The 14,980-nt window shown below is 71.6% G+C and carries 16 protein-coding genes and 1 tRNA gene; 6 read left to right on the forward strand and 11 right to left on the reverse strand.

All coding sequences use genetic code 11. The annotated features are described in order from the left end of the window. Window position 1: 1 nt before the first annotated feature. The 8 genes from gcvPA to VFZ70_05595 form a co-directional block, all read right to left on the reverse strand. Complete coding sequence (gene gcvPA, locus VFZ70_05560) at window positions 2-1,414, reverse strand: aminomethyl-transferring glycine dehydrogenase subunit GcvPA (GenBank protein ID HEX6255261.1); 1,413 nt, start codon at window positions 1,412-1,414, stop codon at window positions 2-4. Window positions 1,415-1,530: 116 nt separating this feature from the next. Next, window positions 1,531-2,058 carry a MerR family transcriptional regulator gene (locus VFZ70_05565; GenBank protein HEX6255262.1) on the reverse strand — a complete coding sequence of 176 codons (528 nt, stop codon included), beginning with the start codon at window positions 2,056-2,058 and terminating at the stop codon, window positions 1,531-1,533. A 235-nt stretch (window positions 2,059-2,293) separates the two neighbouring features. Next, window positions 2,294-2,770, reverse strand: coding sequence for a bifunctional nuclease family protein (locus VFZ70_05570; protein ID HEX6255263.1), 477 nt, complete (start codon window positions 2,768-2,770; stop codon window positions 2,294-2,296). Between the two features lie 120 nt (window positions 2,771-2,890). Beyond that, window positions 2,891-4,093, reverse strand: coding sequence for a hypothetical protein (locus VFZ70_05575; protein HEX6255264.1), 1,203 nt, complete (start codon window positions 4,091-4,093; stop codon window positions 2,891-2,893). Between the two features lie 5 nt (window positions 4,094-4,098). Continuing rightward, window positions 4,099-4,848 carry a MerR family transcriptional regulator gene (locus VFZ70_05580; protein ID HEX6255265.1) on the reverse strand — a complete coding sequence of 250 codons (750 nt, stop codon included), beginning with the start codon at window positions 4,846-4,848 and terminating at the stop codon, window positions 4,099-4,101. Window positions 4,849-4,869: 21 nt separating this feature from the next. Next, window positions 4,870-5,367 (reverse strand): FHA domain-containing protein, encoded by a 498-nt coding sequence (locus tag VFZ70_05585; GenBank protein HEX6255266.1) that lies wholly within the window; start codon window positions 5,365-5,367, stop codon window positions 4,870-4,872. After that, a complete protein-coding gene (gene gcvH / locus VFZ70_05590; GenBank protein ID HEX6255267.1) occupies window positions 5,367-5,747 on the reverse strand; it encodes a glycine cleavage system protein GcvH in 381 nt (126 codons plus the stop codon). Before gcvH ends, VFZ70_05585 begins: the two co-directional genes overlap by 1 nt. A gap of 180 nt (window positions 5,748-5,927) precedes the next feature. Further along, the gene (locus tag VFZ70_05595; GenBank protein HEX6255268.1) at window positions 5,928-6,533 is read right to left on the reverse strand and encodes a CDP-alcohol phosphatidyltransferase family protein; all 606 of its coding nucleotides are present in this window, start codon (window positions 6,531-6,533) and stop codon (window positions 5,928-5,930) included. A 261-nt stretch (window positions 6,534-6,794) separates the two neighbouring features. Between VFZ70_05595 and VFZ70_05600 the strand changes: the two genes are divergently transcribed. The 6 genes from VFZ70_05600 to VFZ70_05625 all read left to right on the forward strand — a co-directional run bounded on the left by VFZ70_05600 (window position 6,795) and on the right by VFZ70_05625 (window position 13,309). After that, window positions 6,795-6,873: transfer RNA gene (locus VFZ70_05600), tRNA-Pro, on the forward strand. 157 nt (window positions 6,874-7,030) lie between these two features. Beyond that, window positions 7,031-8,059, forward strand: coding sequence for a 3-oxoacyl-ACP synthase III (locus VFZ70_05605; protein HEX6255269.1), 1,029 nt, complete (start codon window positions 7,031-7,033; stop codon window positions 8,057-8,059). Continuing rightward, on the forward strand, window positions 8,056-8,934 hold the full coding sequence (locus VFZ70_05610; GenBank protein HEX6255270.1) for an alpha/beta fold hydrolase: 879 nt from the start codon (window positions 8,056-8,058) through the stop codon (window positions 8,932-8,934). The genes VFZ70_05605 and VFZ70_05610 overlap by 4 nt, the downstream gene beginning before the upstream one ends. Continuing rightward, window positions 8,931-10,667 (forward strand): fatty acid CoA ligase family protein, encoded by a 1,737-nt coding sequence (locus VFZ70_05615; protein HEX6255271.1) that lies wholly within the window; start codon window positions 8,931-8,933, stop codon window positions 10,665-10,667. The genes VFZ70_05610 and VFZ70_05615 overlap by 4 nt, the downstream gene beginning before the upstream one ends. A gap of 46 nt (window positions 10,668-10,713) precedes the next feature. After that, window positions 10,714-11,730, forward strand: a complete 1,017-nt coding sequence (locus VFZ70_05620; protein HEX6255272.1) for an NAD-dependent epimerase/dehydratase family protein — start codon at window positions 10,714-10,716, stop codon at window positions 11,728-11,730. Window positions 11,731-11,842: 112 nt separating this feature from the next. Continuing rightward, entirely contained in the window at window positions 11,843-13,309 is a 1,467-nt protein-coding gene (locus tag VFZ70_05625) for an aldehyde dehydrogenase family protein (GenBank protein ID HEX6255273.1), read from the forward strand. On the opposite strand, the gene VFZ70_05630 is transcribed toward VFZ70_05625, so the two are convergent. From VFZ70_05630 to VFZ70_05640, 3 genes are all read right to left on the reverse strand, one after another. Then, window positions 13,284-14,036 (reverse strand): GAF and ANTAR domain-containing protein, encoded by a 753-nt coding sequence (locus VFZ70_05630; GenBank protein HEX6255274.1) that lies wholly within the window; start codon window positions 14,034-14,036, stop codon window positions 13,284-13,286. The genes VFZ70_05625 and VFZ70_05630 overlap by 26 nt on opposite strands. 192 nt (window positions 14,037-14,228) lie before the next feature. Beyond that, complete coding sequence (locus tag VFZ70_05635) at window positions 14,229-14,420, reverse strand: hypothetical protein (protein ID HEX6255275.1); 192 nt, start codon at window positions 14,418-14,420, stop codon at window positions 14,229-14,231. Then, window positions 14,417-14,980: ATP-binding cassette domain-containing protein (locus VFZ70_05640; protein HEX6255276.1), on the reverse strand; the 564-nt coding region annotated here is incomplete at its 5' end. The genes VFZ70_05635 and VFZ70_05640, both read right to left, overlap by 4 nt.

The following is a 14,980-nucleotide window of genomic DNA, read 5'->3' on the forward strand; positions in this document are numbered from 1 at the left end:
CTCACCGTTCCGCGACGGACGTCATCGGCTGCGCCCCGCTGCGTGGACCCGTGGGTCCTCCGCCACCGGGCCGCTGCGCGTCGAGCTGTCTGGCGAACGCCGCGGTCAGGCCGGCGATGTCGGCGGTCGTACGCCGTTCCGTCGCGGCGATCATCAGCAGCTGCGCGCCCTGCTGTGTCGGGTCGTCGATGATCGGTCCCACCAGGTAGCCGTCGTCGCACAGGCCGCCGACCAGCATCTCCAGGTCGGCGCCGTCAACCCGCAGCGCGAACTCCTTGAGGTAGGGGCCGCTGAACGCCACCGAGACGCCGTCGAGCGCGGTGAGGTGGTCGGCGGTCACGCGGGCGCGGCGCAGGCACCCGCGTGCGAGCTCGACCAGCCCCTGCGGTCCGAGCCACGACAGGTACACGGTCGCCGCCACCGCGCTCAGGGTCTGGTTCGTGCAGATGTTGCTGGTGGCGCGCTCGCGTCGGATGTCCTGCTCGCGCGTCCGCAGGGTCATCACGTAGCCGCGCCGACCCTCCGCGTCGACGGTCTGGCCGACCACACGGCCCGGCAGCCGCCGTACGTGCGGACGGGTGCACGCCAGGAAGCCGACCGTCGGGCCGCCGAACTGGAGCCCCTGACCGAGCGGCTGGCCGTCACCGACGACGATGTCGGCGCCCTGCGCGCCCGGCGTCGCCACCAGCCCGACAGCCGTCGGTTCGAGCTTGACGACGAGCAGCGCGCCCGCGGCGTGGGCGGCGTCGGCGTGGGCTCGGAGGTCCTCGACGACGCCCAGGCTGTTGGGCTGGGACACGATGACCGCGGCGACGTCATCGCCGACGTCCACGACGGCCGTCCGTCCCGTCACCTCGTCGACCGCCAGCTTGTCGACCGCGCGTCGCAGCGGGTGCGCGTAGGTGCCGACCACCGAGCGGGTTGGTGCGTCGACGCCGGCCGACACCGCGAGCCGGGACCGCCGGGTCGCGCTGCACGCCATGGCGGCGGCTTCCGCGACGGCGCTCGCGCCGTCGTACAGGCTGGCGTTCGCGATCGGCAGCCCGGTGAGCTCACAGATCATCGTCTGGAACTCGAACAGGATCTGCAGGATGCCCTGACTGACCTCGGGCTGGTACGGCGTGTACGACGTCAGCAGCTCGCCCCGTTGGAGCACCGCGTCGACGACGGCCGGCACGTAGTGGTCGTACGCCCCACCGCCGGCGAAGCAGACCAGATCCGTGCGGTTGTGCGCCGCCAGCCTCGCCAGCGTGCCGAGCACCTCGTCCTCGCTGCGACCCGGCGGGAGATCCAGCGTGGACGCGACGCGCACCTGTTCCGGGATGTGCGCGAACAGGTCGTCGAGGTGCGTGTGGCCGACCTCGTCGAGCATGCGCGTGATGTCGGCAGCGGTGTGCGGTGCGTAGTCGGCCACCCTCGTCCCGATCCTTGCTCGCCGGGCCTGCCGGCCCACGACCAACCACCCCGCAGCCCGCGGGGCGTGCCGCGCGCGGCTGGGCTCGGGGTGTTCCGCAGTCTAGGACAAACGGATCAGACGGTGTCGCCCCCGACACGACGTCGGCCGGCCTCATCGGTCGCGGGCACGGCAGGCTCGGCCGGCAGGCTGGTCACCTCGGACTCCATCTCGGCGTAGAGGGGGTCGACCGCGATCGCGAAGACGCCCTGACCGCTGGCGAGCAGGTCGACGACGTCGGCCGTGTCGGTGACCGCGTAGACGGTCTCGCCGTCGCTGGCGAGCGTCAGGTTGCGCAGCGACAGGCCGCGATCGGCGACGTACTCGATGGCCCGTCGGATCCGCTGGAGGCTGACGCCGGCATCGAGCAGCCGCTTGATCACCTTCAGCGTGACGATGTCCTCGAAGGAGTACAGGCGCTGCGATCCGGATCCGTCCGCGTCACGGACGCTCGGCTCGACCAGTTCGGTCGTCGCCCAGTAGTCGAGCTGCCGGTAGGTGATGCCCACGACGCGGCACACCGCAGGCCCGCGGTACCCGCGTCGACCCTCGTCGAAGCCCGGCAGTGGGATGTCACGAGGCGTTCGCGCACGCGACGAGCTCATGTCCTCAGTCCGGTTGCGCCGGTTGCGCGCACGTGGTCCATGCAATCATCCTCATCGGCGGACGATACGCCGGGATGCTCCGGCGATGACCGTCCGAACGCCCCGCGACGCTGTGCGGCACAGAACACATCGACGTAGTTACCGAAAACGAGAGCACGGTACCGGACGATCGGACAGTTCGTCAACGGCCGATCTGCACCACACCGGTCTCGGGGCCGTCCTCGCGGCAACGACGTCAGGTCCGGAAGTCCTCCGGGCTGACCGAGTCGATGAACTGCTTGAAGCGCTCAACCTCCTGCTCGTCCTCATCCTCGATCTCGATGCCGGCCTCGGCCAGCACGGCCTCCTCGGCGAAGATCGGTACCGTCGCACGGACGGCGAGCGCGATCGCGTCGGACGGACGCGATGACACCTTCACGGTGCGGCCGCCCTGCACGAGCTCGATCTCGGCGTAGAAGGTGCCGTCACGCAGGTCGGTGACGACGATCCGTTCGACGTCGATCGAAAGGTCCGCCAGGACGTTGCGCAGCAGGTCATGGGTCAGCGGGCGGGGCATCGCCACGCCCTGCAGCGCGAACGCGATGGACGTCGCCTCGGGCGCGCCGATCCAGATCGGCAGGAAGCGGTAGCCGGGCTTCTCCTTCAGCAGGACGATCGGCTGGTTGTGCGGCAGCTCGACTCGTACACCGACCAGCTCCAGCTCGATCAACATGTGCGTCCTCGGTGACCCCGGCAGTGATGGCCTGGACTGGTCCGGCGCAGCCGGCCCAGCACATCGTACGTGGGACAGGCCAGGCGAAGTGTATTGGCGCCGGTCGCGGCCGACAATGCGTCAGCCGGACGTGGTGACCCGCACGCGCCGCGGTGTCGAGCGGACGTACGCACGTACCGCGTCCTCCACGGCGTCGCCGACGACCGCGGCCGGCGGGATCCGCCGGGGACCGTCCAGATCCGATGTCGCCTCGAGCCCTGCCGTGTCGACGATCCGACCATCGACCACCAGCTCGGCCCGGCCGAGCCGCGTGCCCGCGGCGACGCGGGCTGGTGGCTGCGGGTCGAGCCACGACCGCACCCGCACCGTCGCGTCGGCCGGCACGGTGCGCGGCGCGCTGTCGCTGACGCGCAGGTCCACGGACCCCTGCGACGTGCGGTAGACCCCGGCGTCGACGGCGTCGGCGGCCGCGACATCGTAGGCGTCGAAGCCGTGGTCGAGCAGCACGGTCGTGTCGGCGAAGCTGTCGTCGCTGTCGAGCACGGCGGTGTACAGCGTGCGGCCGTCCCGGGTCGCGCTGGCGACCAGGCACAGGCCGGCCAGTGCCGTGTAACCGGTCTTGACGCCGGTGGCACCGTCGTAGGTGTCCAGCAGCAGGTTGCGGCTGGTCAACGCCCCGAACCCCGGCACGTCGTCCCGGAAGGTGCCGACGAGGTCGGCGAACGCCGGGCGCGCCATCGCGATCTCCGCGAGCCGTGCGAGGTCGGAGGGGCTGGCGTGGTGACGGGGATCGTCGCTGAGCCCGGTGGCGTCGAGGAAGTGGGTGTCGTCGAGCCCGAGGCGCCGCGCGCGCCTGTTCATGGCAGCCACGAAGGCCTGCCGGCTGCCCGCGACGTGTTCCGCCACCGCCGCCGCCGCATCGTTGCCGCTGCGCATCATCAGCGCCTGCAGGAGGCCGCGCATGCCGACACGCTGCCCGACGCGCAGGTTCAACGTCGCCGCACCCGGTTCGGTGTCCGCGGCGGCGGCCGTCGCCGAGACCCTGACGGTGTCACCGATGGTGCCCGCCTCGACCGCCAGCAGCGCGGTCATGATCTTGGTCGTCGACGCCATCCGTCGCGACGCGTCGGGCGCGCGGCCCCACAGCACGCGGCCGTCGAGCGGATCCCACAGGACGGCGCCCTCGGCCGTCACACGGTCGGCCACGGCATCGGCGTCCTGCGTCTGTGCGGCGGCGACCGGCGCCGACGCCACGACCAGCGCGCAGGCGACGAGCAGCGCCGTCGCCCGGCGCCACAGGTCGGTCCGTTCGCGTCCCGCCACCGCGCCTAGGAGCCGCGCACCGTCTGGCGGAGCGCGGACGCCAGAAGTGCCTGCTTGAGCCGCCCGGTCAGCACGGTCAGCTGCTCGAGCTGCTCGGTGGCGCGCGCCCGTGCCTCCGGGTTGCGCTGCCGCAGCAGCGGCGTCACGACCTGCTCGAACAGCGACACCTCGCGGTCGACGAACTGCAGGTACATGCGCAGGTGGCGCGGCTCGAGCCCCATCCGCAGCAGCTCCCGCGCCGCGCGGGACACCAGCAGGTCGGCTGCCCCGAAGGACGTCGACCCCGAGCCCTCCCCGATCAACCCGTACTCGCGCAGGCTGCGGACCTCGGCTGCCGTCAACCCGGTCGCGTCCGACAGCTCGTCGACCGACAGCGCGATGCTGCCGGCATCGGCCTCCAGCAGGTGCTCGGCGCCGGTCGCCATCGCGGCGTCGAGCGCCTCGGCGACCTCGGACATGCTGGGACGGGACATGATCTCGGCGTCGGGCACCGGCGTGGTGGGCACCTCACCTGCGTCGAGGCGCTCCAGCTGCTCACGGATGACCTTCAGTGGCAGGTAGTGGTCGCGCTGCGCCGTCAGGATGAACCGCAGACGGTTGACGTCGTCGTCGGAGAACTTGCGGTACCCGGAGTCCGTACGGTCGGGGAAGACCAGCCCCTCGCCCTCGAGGAACCTGATCTTGCTGATGGTGATGTCCTCGAAGTCACCCTTCAGCTGGTTGAGGACCTCGCCGATCGTGAATCCGCCCGCCACGGTCACCTCCGCAGCCGGGAGCTACGCAGACCGCTCAGCGACGAACGCGAGCAACTTGAACTTCCCGATCTGGATCTCGTCACCGGTCGCGATCAGCTGGTCATCCGCCCGTCGGCCACCGACGTACGTCCCGTTGAGGCTCCCGACGTCGTGGATCCAGAACCGCCCCTCCTCGCGCCGGAACTCGGCGTGACGGCGCGAGACCGTGATGTCGTCGAGGAAGATGTTGCTCTCGGGGTGCCGACCGACCGTCACCGTTTCGCGGTCGAGCAGGAAACGCGCGCCCTGGTTGGGACCGCGCACGACGACCAGCAGCGCGGTCGACGGATCCAGTTCGCTCAGCAGTGCCTGCGCGTCCTCACCGACGTCGCCGGGATCGACCCGCTCGGGCAGGTCCTCCGGCCGCATCATGCCCGTCGTGTGGTCACCGACGTCGGCCAGTGGGCGCCCGCAGTTGGCGCAGTAGTTGGCACCCTCGGGGTTCTGGTGGCCGCAGTGCGTGCAGTACATCCGTTCCATCACGACGTTTCGATCAACTTGTCGTACGCGGCGGCCGACATCAGCGCGTCGGTCGGCGCGTCGTCGTCGGCCTCGATCACGACCATCCACCCGTCTCCATACGGATCCGAGTTGACGAGCTCGGGCTGTGACTCCAGCGACTCGTTGCGCTCGACGATGGTGCCGCTGACCGGGGCGTACAGATCGGACACGCTCTTGGTCGACTCGACCTCGCCGAAGGGCTGGCCCTGTTCGACCCGCGTGCCGTTGGCCGGCAGGTCGATGTAGACGACGTCCCCGAGTGCGTCCTGAGCGTAATCGGTGATGCCGACGGTGAACCGCGGGCCGTCGACCCGTGCCCACTCGTGCTCCTGGGTGTACCTGAGTTCCTCGGGGTTCACTCCGCCTCCCTGCGTGTGCCTGTGAGAGCGATGATGCTACCCGTTCGATGACGGTGTGGTAGAGGTTGACCTGCAGCCTACGACCAGCGCGACCGGTGCTGTCAACCGCCAGCCTCCCCTCCGATCCGCCAGGGGTGCCTGGCGCGGCGTGCGACGCCTCCGCCGCAGCCAGGTCGGCGTTCAGTCGGCCCGTGCCCGGCGGATCGCCAGCGCGACACGTCCGTAGCGGACGGCCGCGACGTAGTAGACCACGATGCCGGCGAGCGTCGCCGTCCAGGCGACGACCTCGATCACCGGCGCGCCGCTCCAGTCGACGCCGGCCAACAGGAACGCCGGCACGCCGATCATCAGCAGCGCCGTGGCCAACTTGCCCACCCGGCTGACCGGGATCGGTGGGACGCCGCCGAACCACACCAGGCTCACCGCCAGCACGACCACGTCGCGCAGCAGGATGAGCACGAGCAGTGGCCAGGGCAGTAGGCCCGCGATCAACAAGGTGATCGTCGCGGTCGCCAGCAGCAGGCGGTCGACCAGCGGGTCGACCATCTTGCCGATGCGTGACACCTGATCGAAGCGCCGCGCGACGTACCCGTCGATCCAGTCGGTCGCCGCGATCGCCACGAGCAGCCAGAACGCCGCCAGGTAGCGCTGGGGACCGAGCACCACCCACGCGAACAGGGGCAGTCCGGCCAGGCGCACGGCGGTGATGGCGTTCGGCAGGGTGAGCAGGCGGTCGTGCACCTGCTCAGCGGCGTCTGATCGCCGTCCCGCGTCGAACAGCGGCACCTACGACATCCTTCGGTCGTCGCGTGTGCCACAACGCTACTGCCTCGACCGCTGTCACGGTGCGTTCGCCGGGCCGCTCGGGCGACCGGCCTCTTCCGCGCTCGACCCGGCACCACCGCGGTACGCCGACAGCAGTCGCCGGCGCCCGGCACGCCCTCATCGCCGCCGACCTCGAACCCGGCGGTCGCCCATCCCGGCCCGCTGGCGGGGCGCGTGTGGCCGCGCTACGCTGCCAGCGCAGACCGCCGCCGCGCGGTCTGACGGGATGTGGCCCAGTTTGGTCTAGGGCGCCGGTCTGGGGGACCGGAGATCCCCGGTTCAAATCCGGGCATCCCGACCACGCATCTGCGTCCAACGGTTCGGCCCGTCGGTGCGGCGGGAGGTGGGCGGCCGGGCGGATCGACCGGCCCGCGCCCGGCGTTCACGCGACACATACCACGCGACACATACCATCGGAGGCTGGTGGACGCCATGTCCGCGGGTTCAAAGGATGATGCGTGGCTCGATCCCAGCAGTTCTCCAACGTCGTCGTCTCGGGTCTCGCGCACGTGGATGCGCCGCACGTCGTCAGCAGCAGTGAGATCGAAGCGCAGCTGGCCGACACCCTCCAGCGCCTCGGGATGCCGGCCGGAACGCTGGGAGGCCTGGCCGGCATCACGGAACGACGGTTCTGGGACGAGGGCACGCGACCCAGCGATGCGGCGGCGATGGCAGGCGCCAAGCTGCTGGCCGACGTCGGTGTGGACCGCCGTGACGTCGGCGCGCTGATCAACACCAGCGTCGACCGTGACTGGCTCGAGCCGTCGACGGCGTGCATCGTCCACCACAAGCTCGGCCTCGCGCCGGACGCACTCAACTTCGACGTGGGCAACGCCTGCCTGGGCTTCATCAACGGCATGGCGCTCACCGCCGCGATGATCGAGCGTGGCGACATCGACCACGGCATCGTCGTCGACGGCGAGAGCGCGCGGGTCGTGGTGGAGTCCACGATCGCGCGGCTCGCCGACCCCGCGTGTGACCGCGACCTGTTCCGTTCCTCGTTCGCGACCTTGACGCTGGGCTCGGGTGCCGCCGCCATGTTGCTGTCGCGACGTGAGATGGCCGACGACGGCCATCCGTTCCACGGCGTCGTCTCACGGGCGGCGACCGAGCACAACGAGCTGTGCCAGGGTCAGCCCGACGACATGCGCACCGATGCGGCCGGGCTGCTGACTGCGGGGCTCGCGCTGGCCAGGGAGACGTGGCGTGACGCGGTCGACGTCTTCGACTGGTCCGCGGACGCCATCGACGCCGCCTTCATCCACCAGGTCAGCCGCGCGCACACACGCTCGGTCATCGGCGCGCTGGGGTTGCGCGAGGACCGCATCCCACTGCTGTACCCCGAACACGGCAACATCGGACCGGCGGGCCTGGTGATCACGTGGTCCAAGGAGGTCGACGCGGGCCGGCTCACGCCCGGCGACCGGCTGGCACTACTGGGCATCGGCAGCGGGCTGAACTGCGCCATGGCCGACGTGCGGTGGTGAGCGTGGGCGAGTTCGCCCGCCCCGCAGGTGTGCTGCGCTACGTCGACCGCGGCACCGGTCCGGCCGTCGTCTGCGTCCACGGCAACCCGACGTGGTCGTACTACTACCGGAACCTCGCGCAGGTGCTCGCCGACGACCACCGCGTCATCGTGCCGGACCACCTGGGCATGGGACGCTCCGACGTCCCGTCACCGCGGCACTACGCCTACGATCTCGCCGCGCGGGTCGACGACTTCGGCGCCCTGATGGACCACCTGCGGGTCGGGACGGACGCACCGGCCACCCTGGTCGTCCACGACTGGGGCGGTGCCATCGCGCTGACCTGGGCGACCCGCCACCCGGACAGGGTCGGTCGGTTGGTTGTGACCAACACCGCCGCCTTCCCGCTCCTGCCCGGCCACCGGGTACCGTGGCTGCTGTGGCCGTCCCGCGTACCCGTGCTCGGTGAGGCGCTCGTGTGCGGCGCGAACGCCTTCGTGCGCGGCACCCTGCGCCTCGGCGTGCGGCGACGACACCTGCCCCCGGCGGTACGACGCGCCTACCGCGAGCCCTACGGCACGTGGCACGACCGCATCGGGATCCTGCGGTTCGTCCGTGACGTTCCCGAAGGACCGGGTGGGCGGACCCACCCGCTGCTGGTCGAGACCGCGGCGAACCTCCACCGGCTCGCTGACCGGCCGGCACAGATCGTGTGGGGACTGCGCGACCCGGTGCTGACCGCGCCCTACCTGGACGCATGGCGACGGACGTTGCCGGACGCGGAGGTCCACGCGCTCGACGACGCAGGCCACCTCGTGCTCGAGGACGCCGCCGAGGCGGTGCCGTTGATCGCCGCGTTCCTCGCACGCACGGCGTCGGCGGTGACCCACCCATGACGACCACCGGCGCCCGCGCATTGACGGGGACCGCCGACCTGCCCGCCGTGCTCGCCGGCCTGGTCACCAGCGCCCACGAGACCGCCGACCGCGCGGCGCTCGTGATGGCCGACGGCCGGCGACTGACGAACGCCGCCCTGCTCGAGCGCGTGCAGCACGCGGCCGCCGGGTTCTCCGCGCTCGGCATCGGACGCGGTGCCCGCACCGTCGTGCTGACGCCGCCGGCCCCCGACTTCATGGTGGTCATGTTCGCGCTGCTGGCCTGCGGCGCGGTGCCGGTGCTGATCGACCCGGGCATCGGACCCCGGCGCGTGCGTGCGGCACTGCCGGCGGTCGCACCGGTCGCCTTCGTCGGCTCGCGGCGGGCGCATGTGGCGCGTCGGCTGCTGGGGCTCGCGCCGACCGCTCGGCACCTCGTGCTGACCGAAGGGGACCGGCCGTCGCGGTCGGTGACCGGGTCAGGGGTCGTGTCGTTGGACGACGTCGAGCGCGCGGGCCGGAACACGGGCACCGGCTGGCGTCCGCAGGCCGATGCGTACGACGCCGCGTTGCTGTTCACCTCGGGCTCGACGGGCGCCCCGAAGGCCGCCGTGTACCGTCATCCCCACTTCGCGGCGCAACTCGCGGCGTTGCGCACCACCTACGACCTGCGCCCCGGCGAGGTCACGGTCGCGACGTTCCCGCCGTTCGCCCTGTTCGGGCCCGCGCTCGGCCAGACCACCGTGCTGCCCACGATGGACTTCACGCGGCCGGCGTCGGCGGACCCCACCCATCTGCGCGCCGTCGTTGCAGACCACCGTGCGGACCTGCTGTTCGCGTCGCCGGCGCTGCTGGCGTCCCTGGCGCATCACGGGCGCCCGTTGCCGTCGCTGCGCCTGGTGCTGTCGGCCGGCGCACCGGTGCCGACCCACGTCGTGGCCGCCATCGATGCCCTGCTGCCGGACGGCGCGGCGGTGTCGACGCCGTACGGCATGACCGAGGCGCTGCCTGTCAGCGCGATCGCCGGCGACGAGCTGCGTGCCGCCGCCGGACTGCACGACCCGCCACGCGGTGTGTGCGTCGGCCGCCCCGTGCCCGGCACCGCCGTCACGGTGGTCGGCGTCGATGACGCGCCGCTCGCGACGATCGACGACGCGGCCGCGCTGCCGGACGGCCAGGTGGGCGAGCTCGTCGTGGCGGGTCCGCAGGTGACGGAGTCCTATGTCGACCGGCCCGACGCCACCGCTCGGGCGAAGACGACGTGGGACGGCCGCACCGCCCACCGCACGGGCGACCTGGCGTGGCGCGACGCCCAGGGTCGGCTGTGGTTCTGCGGCCGGACGGTCCACCGTGTGCGCACCGACCGCGGGCCGCTCGATCCGCTGCCGGTCGAGCAGCTCGTGCTCGACCATCCGCACGTGTGGCGCGCCGCACTGGTCGGCGTGCCCGACGGTGCGGTGCAGCGTCCCGTGCTGGTGGTCCAGCACACCGCCGACGCGACGTCGCTGCTGCGTAGGTGGTCGCCCGAGGGTCGCGCGCGACGCCGCGCCCTGGTCGCCGATCTGCGCGCACGACTGGATGCGCATCCGCACGGTGCCGCGGTGAGCGACGTGCTCCTGCGGTCGCGGATGCCGGTCGACGCGCGCCACAACGCCAAGATCGGCTACGAGCAGCTCGCGCGATGGGTCGTGGCACGTGAGCGCCGGCGTCCGGCGTGGGTCGGACGGCGGGCGTTCGGCGGGGGTGCGACATGACCGCCACCACGGCCGTGACCCGGCGTGCCCGTGGGGTCCTGGAGCCGTGACCCGGCACGTTCTCGTGACCGGCGGCGGTGGTGTCGTGGGCGGCGCGGTCGTCAGGGCGCTGCTGGCGCGAGGCGTCCGGGTCCGGTCGCTGGCGCGTGGCGACTACCCGGCGCTGCGCGCGCTGGGCGTCGAGACGGTGCGCGGCGACGTCGCGGACCTCGCCACCGTGGAACGGGCCGTCGCGGGGTGCGACGCCGTCATCCACACGGCCGCCAAGGCCGACATGACGCTCGATCCGCGCCCGTTCGTCACCACCAACATCGTCGGCACCGCCAACGTGGTCGCGGCCTGCCGTCGGCGCGGCGTGCCGCGGCTGGTCCACACGTCGACGCCGAGCGTCGTCGACGCCGGTGCGTCGATCGCCGGCGGCGACGAGTCGCTGCCGTACCAGGATCACCACGACGCCCCGTACCCGCAGACCAAGGCGCGTGCCGAGCGTCTGGTGCTGGCTGCCGACGGCGATGGGCTGGCGACCGTCGCGCTGCGTCCGCACCTGGTGTGGGGTCCCGGCGACACGCAACTGACAGCACGGGTCCTGTCCAGAGCCCGCGCCGGCCGGCTGCGCCTGATCGACCACGGCACCGCGGTCGTCGACGCGACCTACATCGACGACGCCGCCGCCGCGCATGTGTGCGCGCTCGACGCGCTGGACGTGACGGCGGCGCCCGGTCGTTGCCCGGTTGCCGGGCGCGCCTTCTTCGTCGGGTCGGGCCATCCGCTGCCGATCGCCACGATGATCAACGGACTGCTCGACGCCGCTGGTCTGCCACCCGAGCGGCGCAGCGTGCCGTTCCCCGTCGCGTTCGCCGCCGGCGCGGCATGCGAGGCCCTGTGGCGCGCGACGCGCCGGACCTCCGAGCCGCCGATCACCAGGTTCCTCGCGCGGCAGCAGGCGACCGACCACTGGTTCGATCTCACCGCGGCGCGCCGTGACCTGGGGTACGTCCCACACGTGACGCCCGACGACGGCTTCCGACGGCTGGCGGCGGCGCTGCAGATGAACGCTGGATGAACGGCCTGCGCCACCTGACGCTGACCGCGTCCGGCTGAAGCCGCCCTGGACACCGGTCGTTGCAGTCCCACGCGTGCGACACTTCGCTGCACGACGAAGGAGGTCAGCGGTGGTGGATGCGCGTCCGGGTCTGTGGATCGATGGCGGAAGTGCGGCGGGTGCCGCCGATGCCATCGTCGTCGAGAACCCTTCGTCGGGCGAGGCGATCGCGCACGTGTCCGCCGCCGACGCCGGCGACGTGGACCGCGCGGTCGCCTCGTCGCGTGCGGCGTACCGACGGTGGCGCTGGATGTCCGCCAACGAGCGGGCCGAGTTGCTCCACGAGGCCGCCGCACGCACCACGGCGATGGCCGATCAGCTCGTCGACGCGCTGCTGACCGAACAGGGCAAGGCGCGTCCCGAGCAGGAGGAGGAGGTCGAATGGTCCGCCACGACGCTGCGGTACTACGCCGAGCTCGCGCGCAACAGCCGCGGGCGCGTGGTGCCCAGTGGCGAGCCAAGGACCCAGCTGAACCTGGTGATCAACGAGCCGTACGGCGTGGTCGGCGCGATCGTCCCGTGGAACTTCCCGCTGCTGCTGCTCGCGTGGAAGCTGGCGCCGGCGCTGGCGGCGGGAAACACCGTCGTGGTCAAGCCGAGTGAGCTGACACCGCTGGTCACGCTGGAATGGATCGCGGCGTGCTTCGACCACCTGCCGCCCGGGGTTGTGAACGTGGTCGCGGGCACGGGACCTGTCGCCGGTGAGGCACTCGTCGCCCACCCGGACGTGCGCGTCGTGGCGATGACCGGGTCGGTCGCCACGGGACAGCGCATCGCGACGGTGGCCGCACCGATGATGAAACACACCCATCTCGAGCTGGGAGGCAAGGATGCGTTCGTCGTCGCGCCCGACGCGACGATCGCCGAATCGGTCGAGGCGCTGACGTACGCGGCGTTGTTCAACGCCGGGCAGGTGTGCACGTCGGCCGAGCGCATCTACGTGCCCTCGGGCATGCACGACGAGTTCGTCGAGGCCGCCGCGGCACGGGCCGTGACCATCCGCGTCGGAGATCCGACCGGCGACGGCATCGACATGGGGCCGATGGCGGCCCAGCGCTTCCGCGACGCGGTCGACGGTCACATCCGCGAGGCCGTGGACCGCGGCGCGCGGGTGATCACCGGCGGCGCGGTGCCGGACGGCCTCGACCGGGGCTGGTTCTACTCCCCCACCGTCGTCGCCGATGTGGACCACGGCATGACCATCATGCGCGACGAGACCTTCGGGCCGGTGCTGCCGATCATGCGCTACGACTCGATCGACGAGGCGATCGCCTACGTCAACGACAGCCCGATGGGTCTCGGCGCGACGCTGCGGTCCAGCGATCCCGTGCTCGTCAAGCGGTTCTTCGAGGAGGTCGAAGTCGGGACCGTGTGGATCAACGACCCGTTGACCGACAACTACGCCGGCCCCTTCGGCGGCATGAAGCTCACGGGCGGCGGTCGCGAACTGGGTGAGGAGGGACTGGCGTCGTTCCAGCAGACCAAGCACGTCCACTGGGACATGAGTGCCGAGGTCAAAGACTACTGGTACCCGTACTGACGACCCGTCGCGTGCGGTGCAGGTCGTCGGTCGACAACCGGTGCTCCACCACGTCGGTCGCGACGGTCCGCAGCCGCTGACCGTTCGCGCGGGCGTGATCGCGCAGCATCTCGAACGCCTCGGACACCGTCACGCCGCAGGTGGCAGCGACGAAGCCCTTGGCCTGCTCGATGAGCACCCGCGAGTCCAGTGCTCCCTGCAGTTGCCGGGTGACCTGCTCGCGGCGCTCGTCGTCGGAGCCGTGCATCAGGTACAGCGTCGAGATGTCCGCGAACGCGGCACCGAGCTTGCGCTGGTTCTCATCGAGCTTCCCGGGCTCGGTGCGGTAGAGGTTGAGTGCGCCGAACACCTGCTCCTCGTAGTGCAGCGGGTAGCTGAACACGGCGAGCATGCCCGCGTCGACGGCGCGCGGTCCGAACTTCGGGAACCGGCTGTCGTCGCGCAGATCGGGCGCGAACACCTGCTCGGCGGTCTTGTACGCCCGCAGGCACGGGCCCTCGTCGAGTTCGATCTGGAGATCCTCGAGGTGCTTGAGCACTTCGTCCGACGACGACACGAACCGCAGGTCGTCGTTGTCGTCGACCAGCATCACGCCGGCACCGGCGACTTCGAGCACGTCCCTGAGCTCGCCGGCGAGGTCGGAGAGCACATCGTCGAGATCGTACTGACGCACGAGCGTCCGGGCGAAGCGCTGCAGCAATGTGAAGGCTCCTGCGTCGTCGACCACTCGTCACCTCCCGGTCGTCTGCGATCGTGTCACGCACTACCTCACATCCCCACCGGTACTGTCCGTCACACAACTGGGCGACGCGTCGACAGGCACCGGTGCGTTGGCCGCTCGGCCACGGATCCGGCATCCGGCCGGTCACATCTGCCCCGTCGGGCGGCACGTCGGCGGATGTGACCGACGCTGCGCGGGTCAGAAGCGCAGCACGGCGTCGGCGCGTCCGGCGTCGCGCGCCGCGGCGCCGGTCTGCACCCGCCACAGCGCGGCGTACCGCCCGTCCCGGGCCAGCAGCTCATCGTGCGTTCCGGCCTCGGCGATGCGACCGGCGTCGAGCACGTGGATGCGGTCCGCGCCGCGGATCGTCGACAGCCGGTGCGCGATCACGATCGTGGTGCGATCGCGCGCGATCTGCGCGAGCGATCGCTGGATCGCGGCTTCGGTCTCGTTGTCGACCGCGTGGTCGCCTCATCCAGGACGAAGACCGCCGGGTCGGCCAGGATCGCGCGCGCGATCGACAGGCGCTGGCGCTGCCCGCCCGACAGCTTCTGGCCGCGCTCACCGACGACGGTGTGGTACCCGTCGGGCAGCGCGGTGACGAACGCGTCCGCCTCGGCGAGTGCGGTGGCGCGGTGCAGCCGCTCTGCGATCTCGTCGGACGTGAGGTCCTCGTGCAGTCCGGGCCGCAGCCCCAGCAGCACGTTCTCGGCGACCGTGCCGTGGAACAGGAAGACGTCCTGGCTGACGACACCCATGACGCCGCGCAGTCCCGCGAACGTGAGCGTGGCGACGTCGACCCCGTCGAGCAGGACATGGCCGGCGTCGGGGTCGTACAGGCGCAGCAGCAGCTTGACGATGGTGGACTTGCCGGCGCCGGTTGCTCCCACGATCGCGTGGGTCTGCCCGGCCGGCACGTGGAGGTCGAGGCCGCGCAGCACCGGCGTGTC

It is taken from the genome of Euzebyales bacterium, assembly GCA_036374135.1.
Classification (GTDB): domain Bacteria; phylum Actinomycetota; class Nitriliruptoria; order Euzebyales; family JAHELV01; genus JAHELV01.

Coding starts and splice junctions, on each gene's coding strand:
- VFZ70_05615 (HEX6255271.1), top strand. CDS start 8,931: ATGACGACCACCGGCGCCCGCGCATTGACGGGGACCGCCGACCTGCCC.
- VFZ70_05570 (HEX6255263.1), bottom strand. CDS start 2,770: ATGTTGATCGAGCTGGAGCTGGTCGGTGTACGAGTCGAGCTGCCGCAC.
- VFZ70_05565 (HEX6255262.1), bottom strand. CDS start 2,058: ATGAGCTCGTCGCGTGCGCGAACGCCTCGTGACATCCCACTGCCGGGC.
- VFZ70_05585 (HEX6255266.1), bottom strand. CDS start 5,367: ATGGAACGGATGTACTGCACGCACTGCGGCCACCAGAACCCCGAGGGT.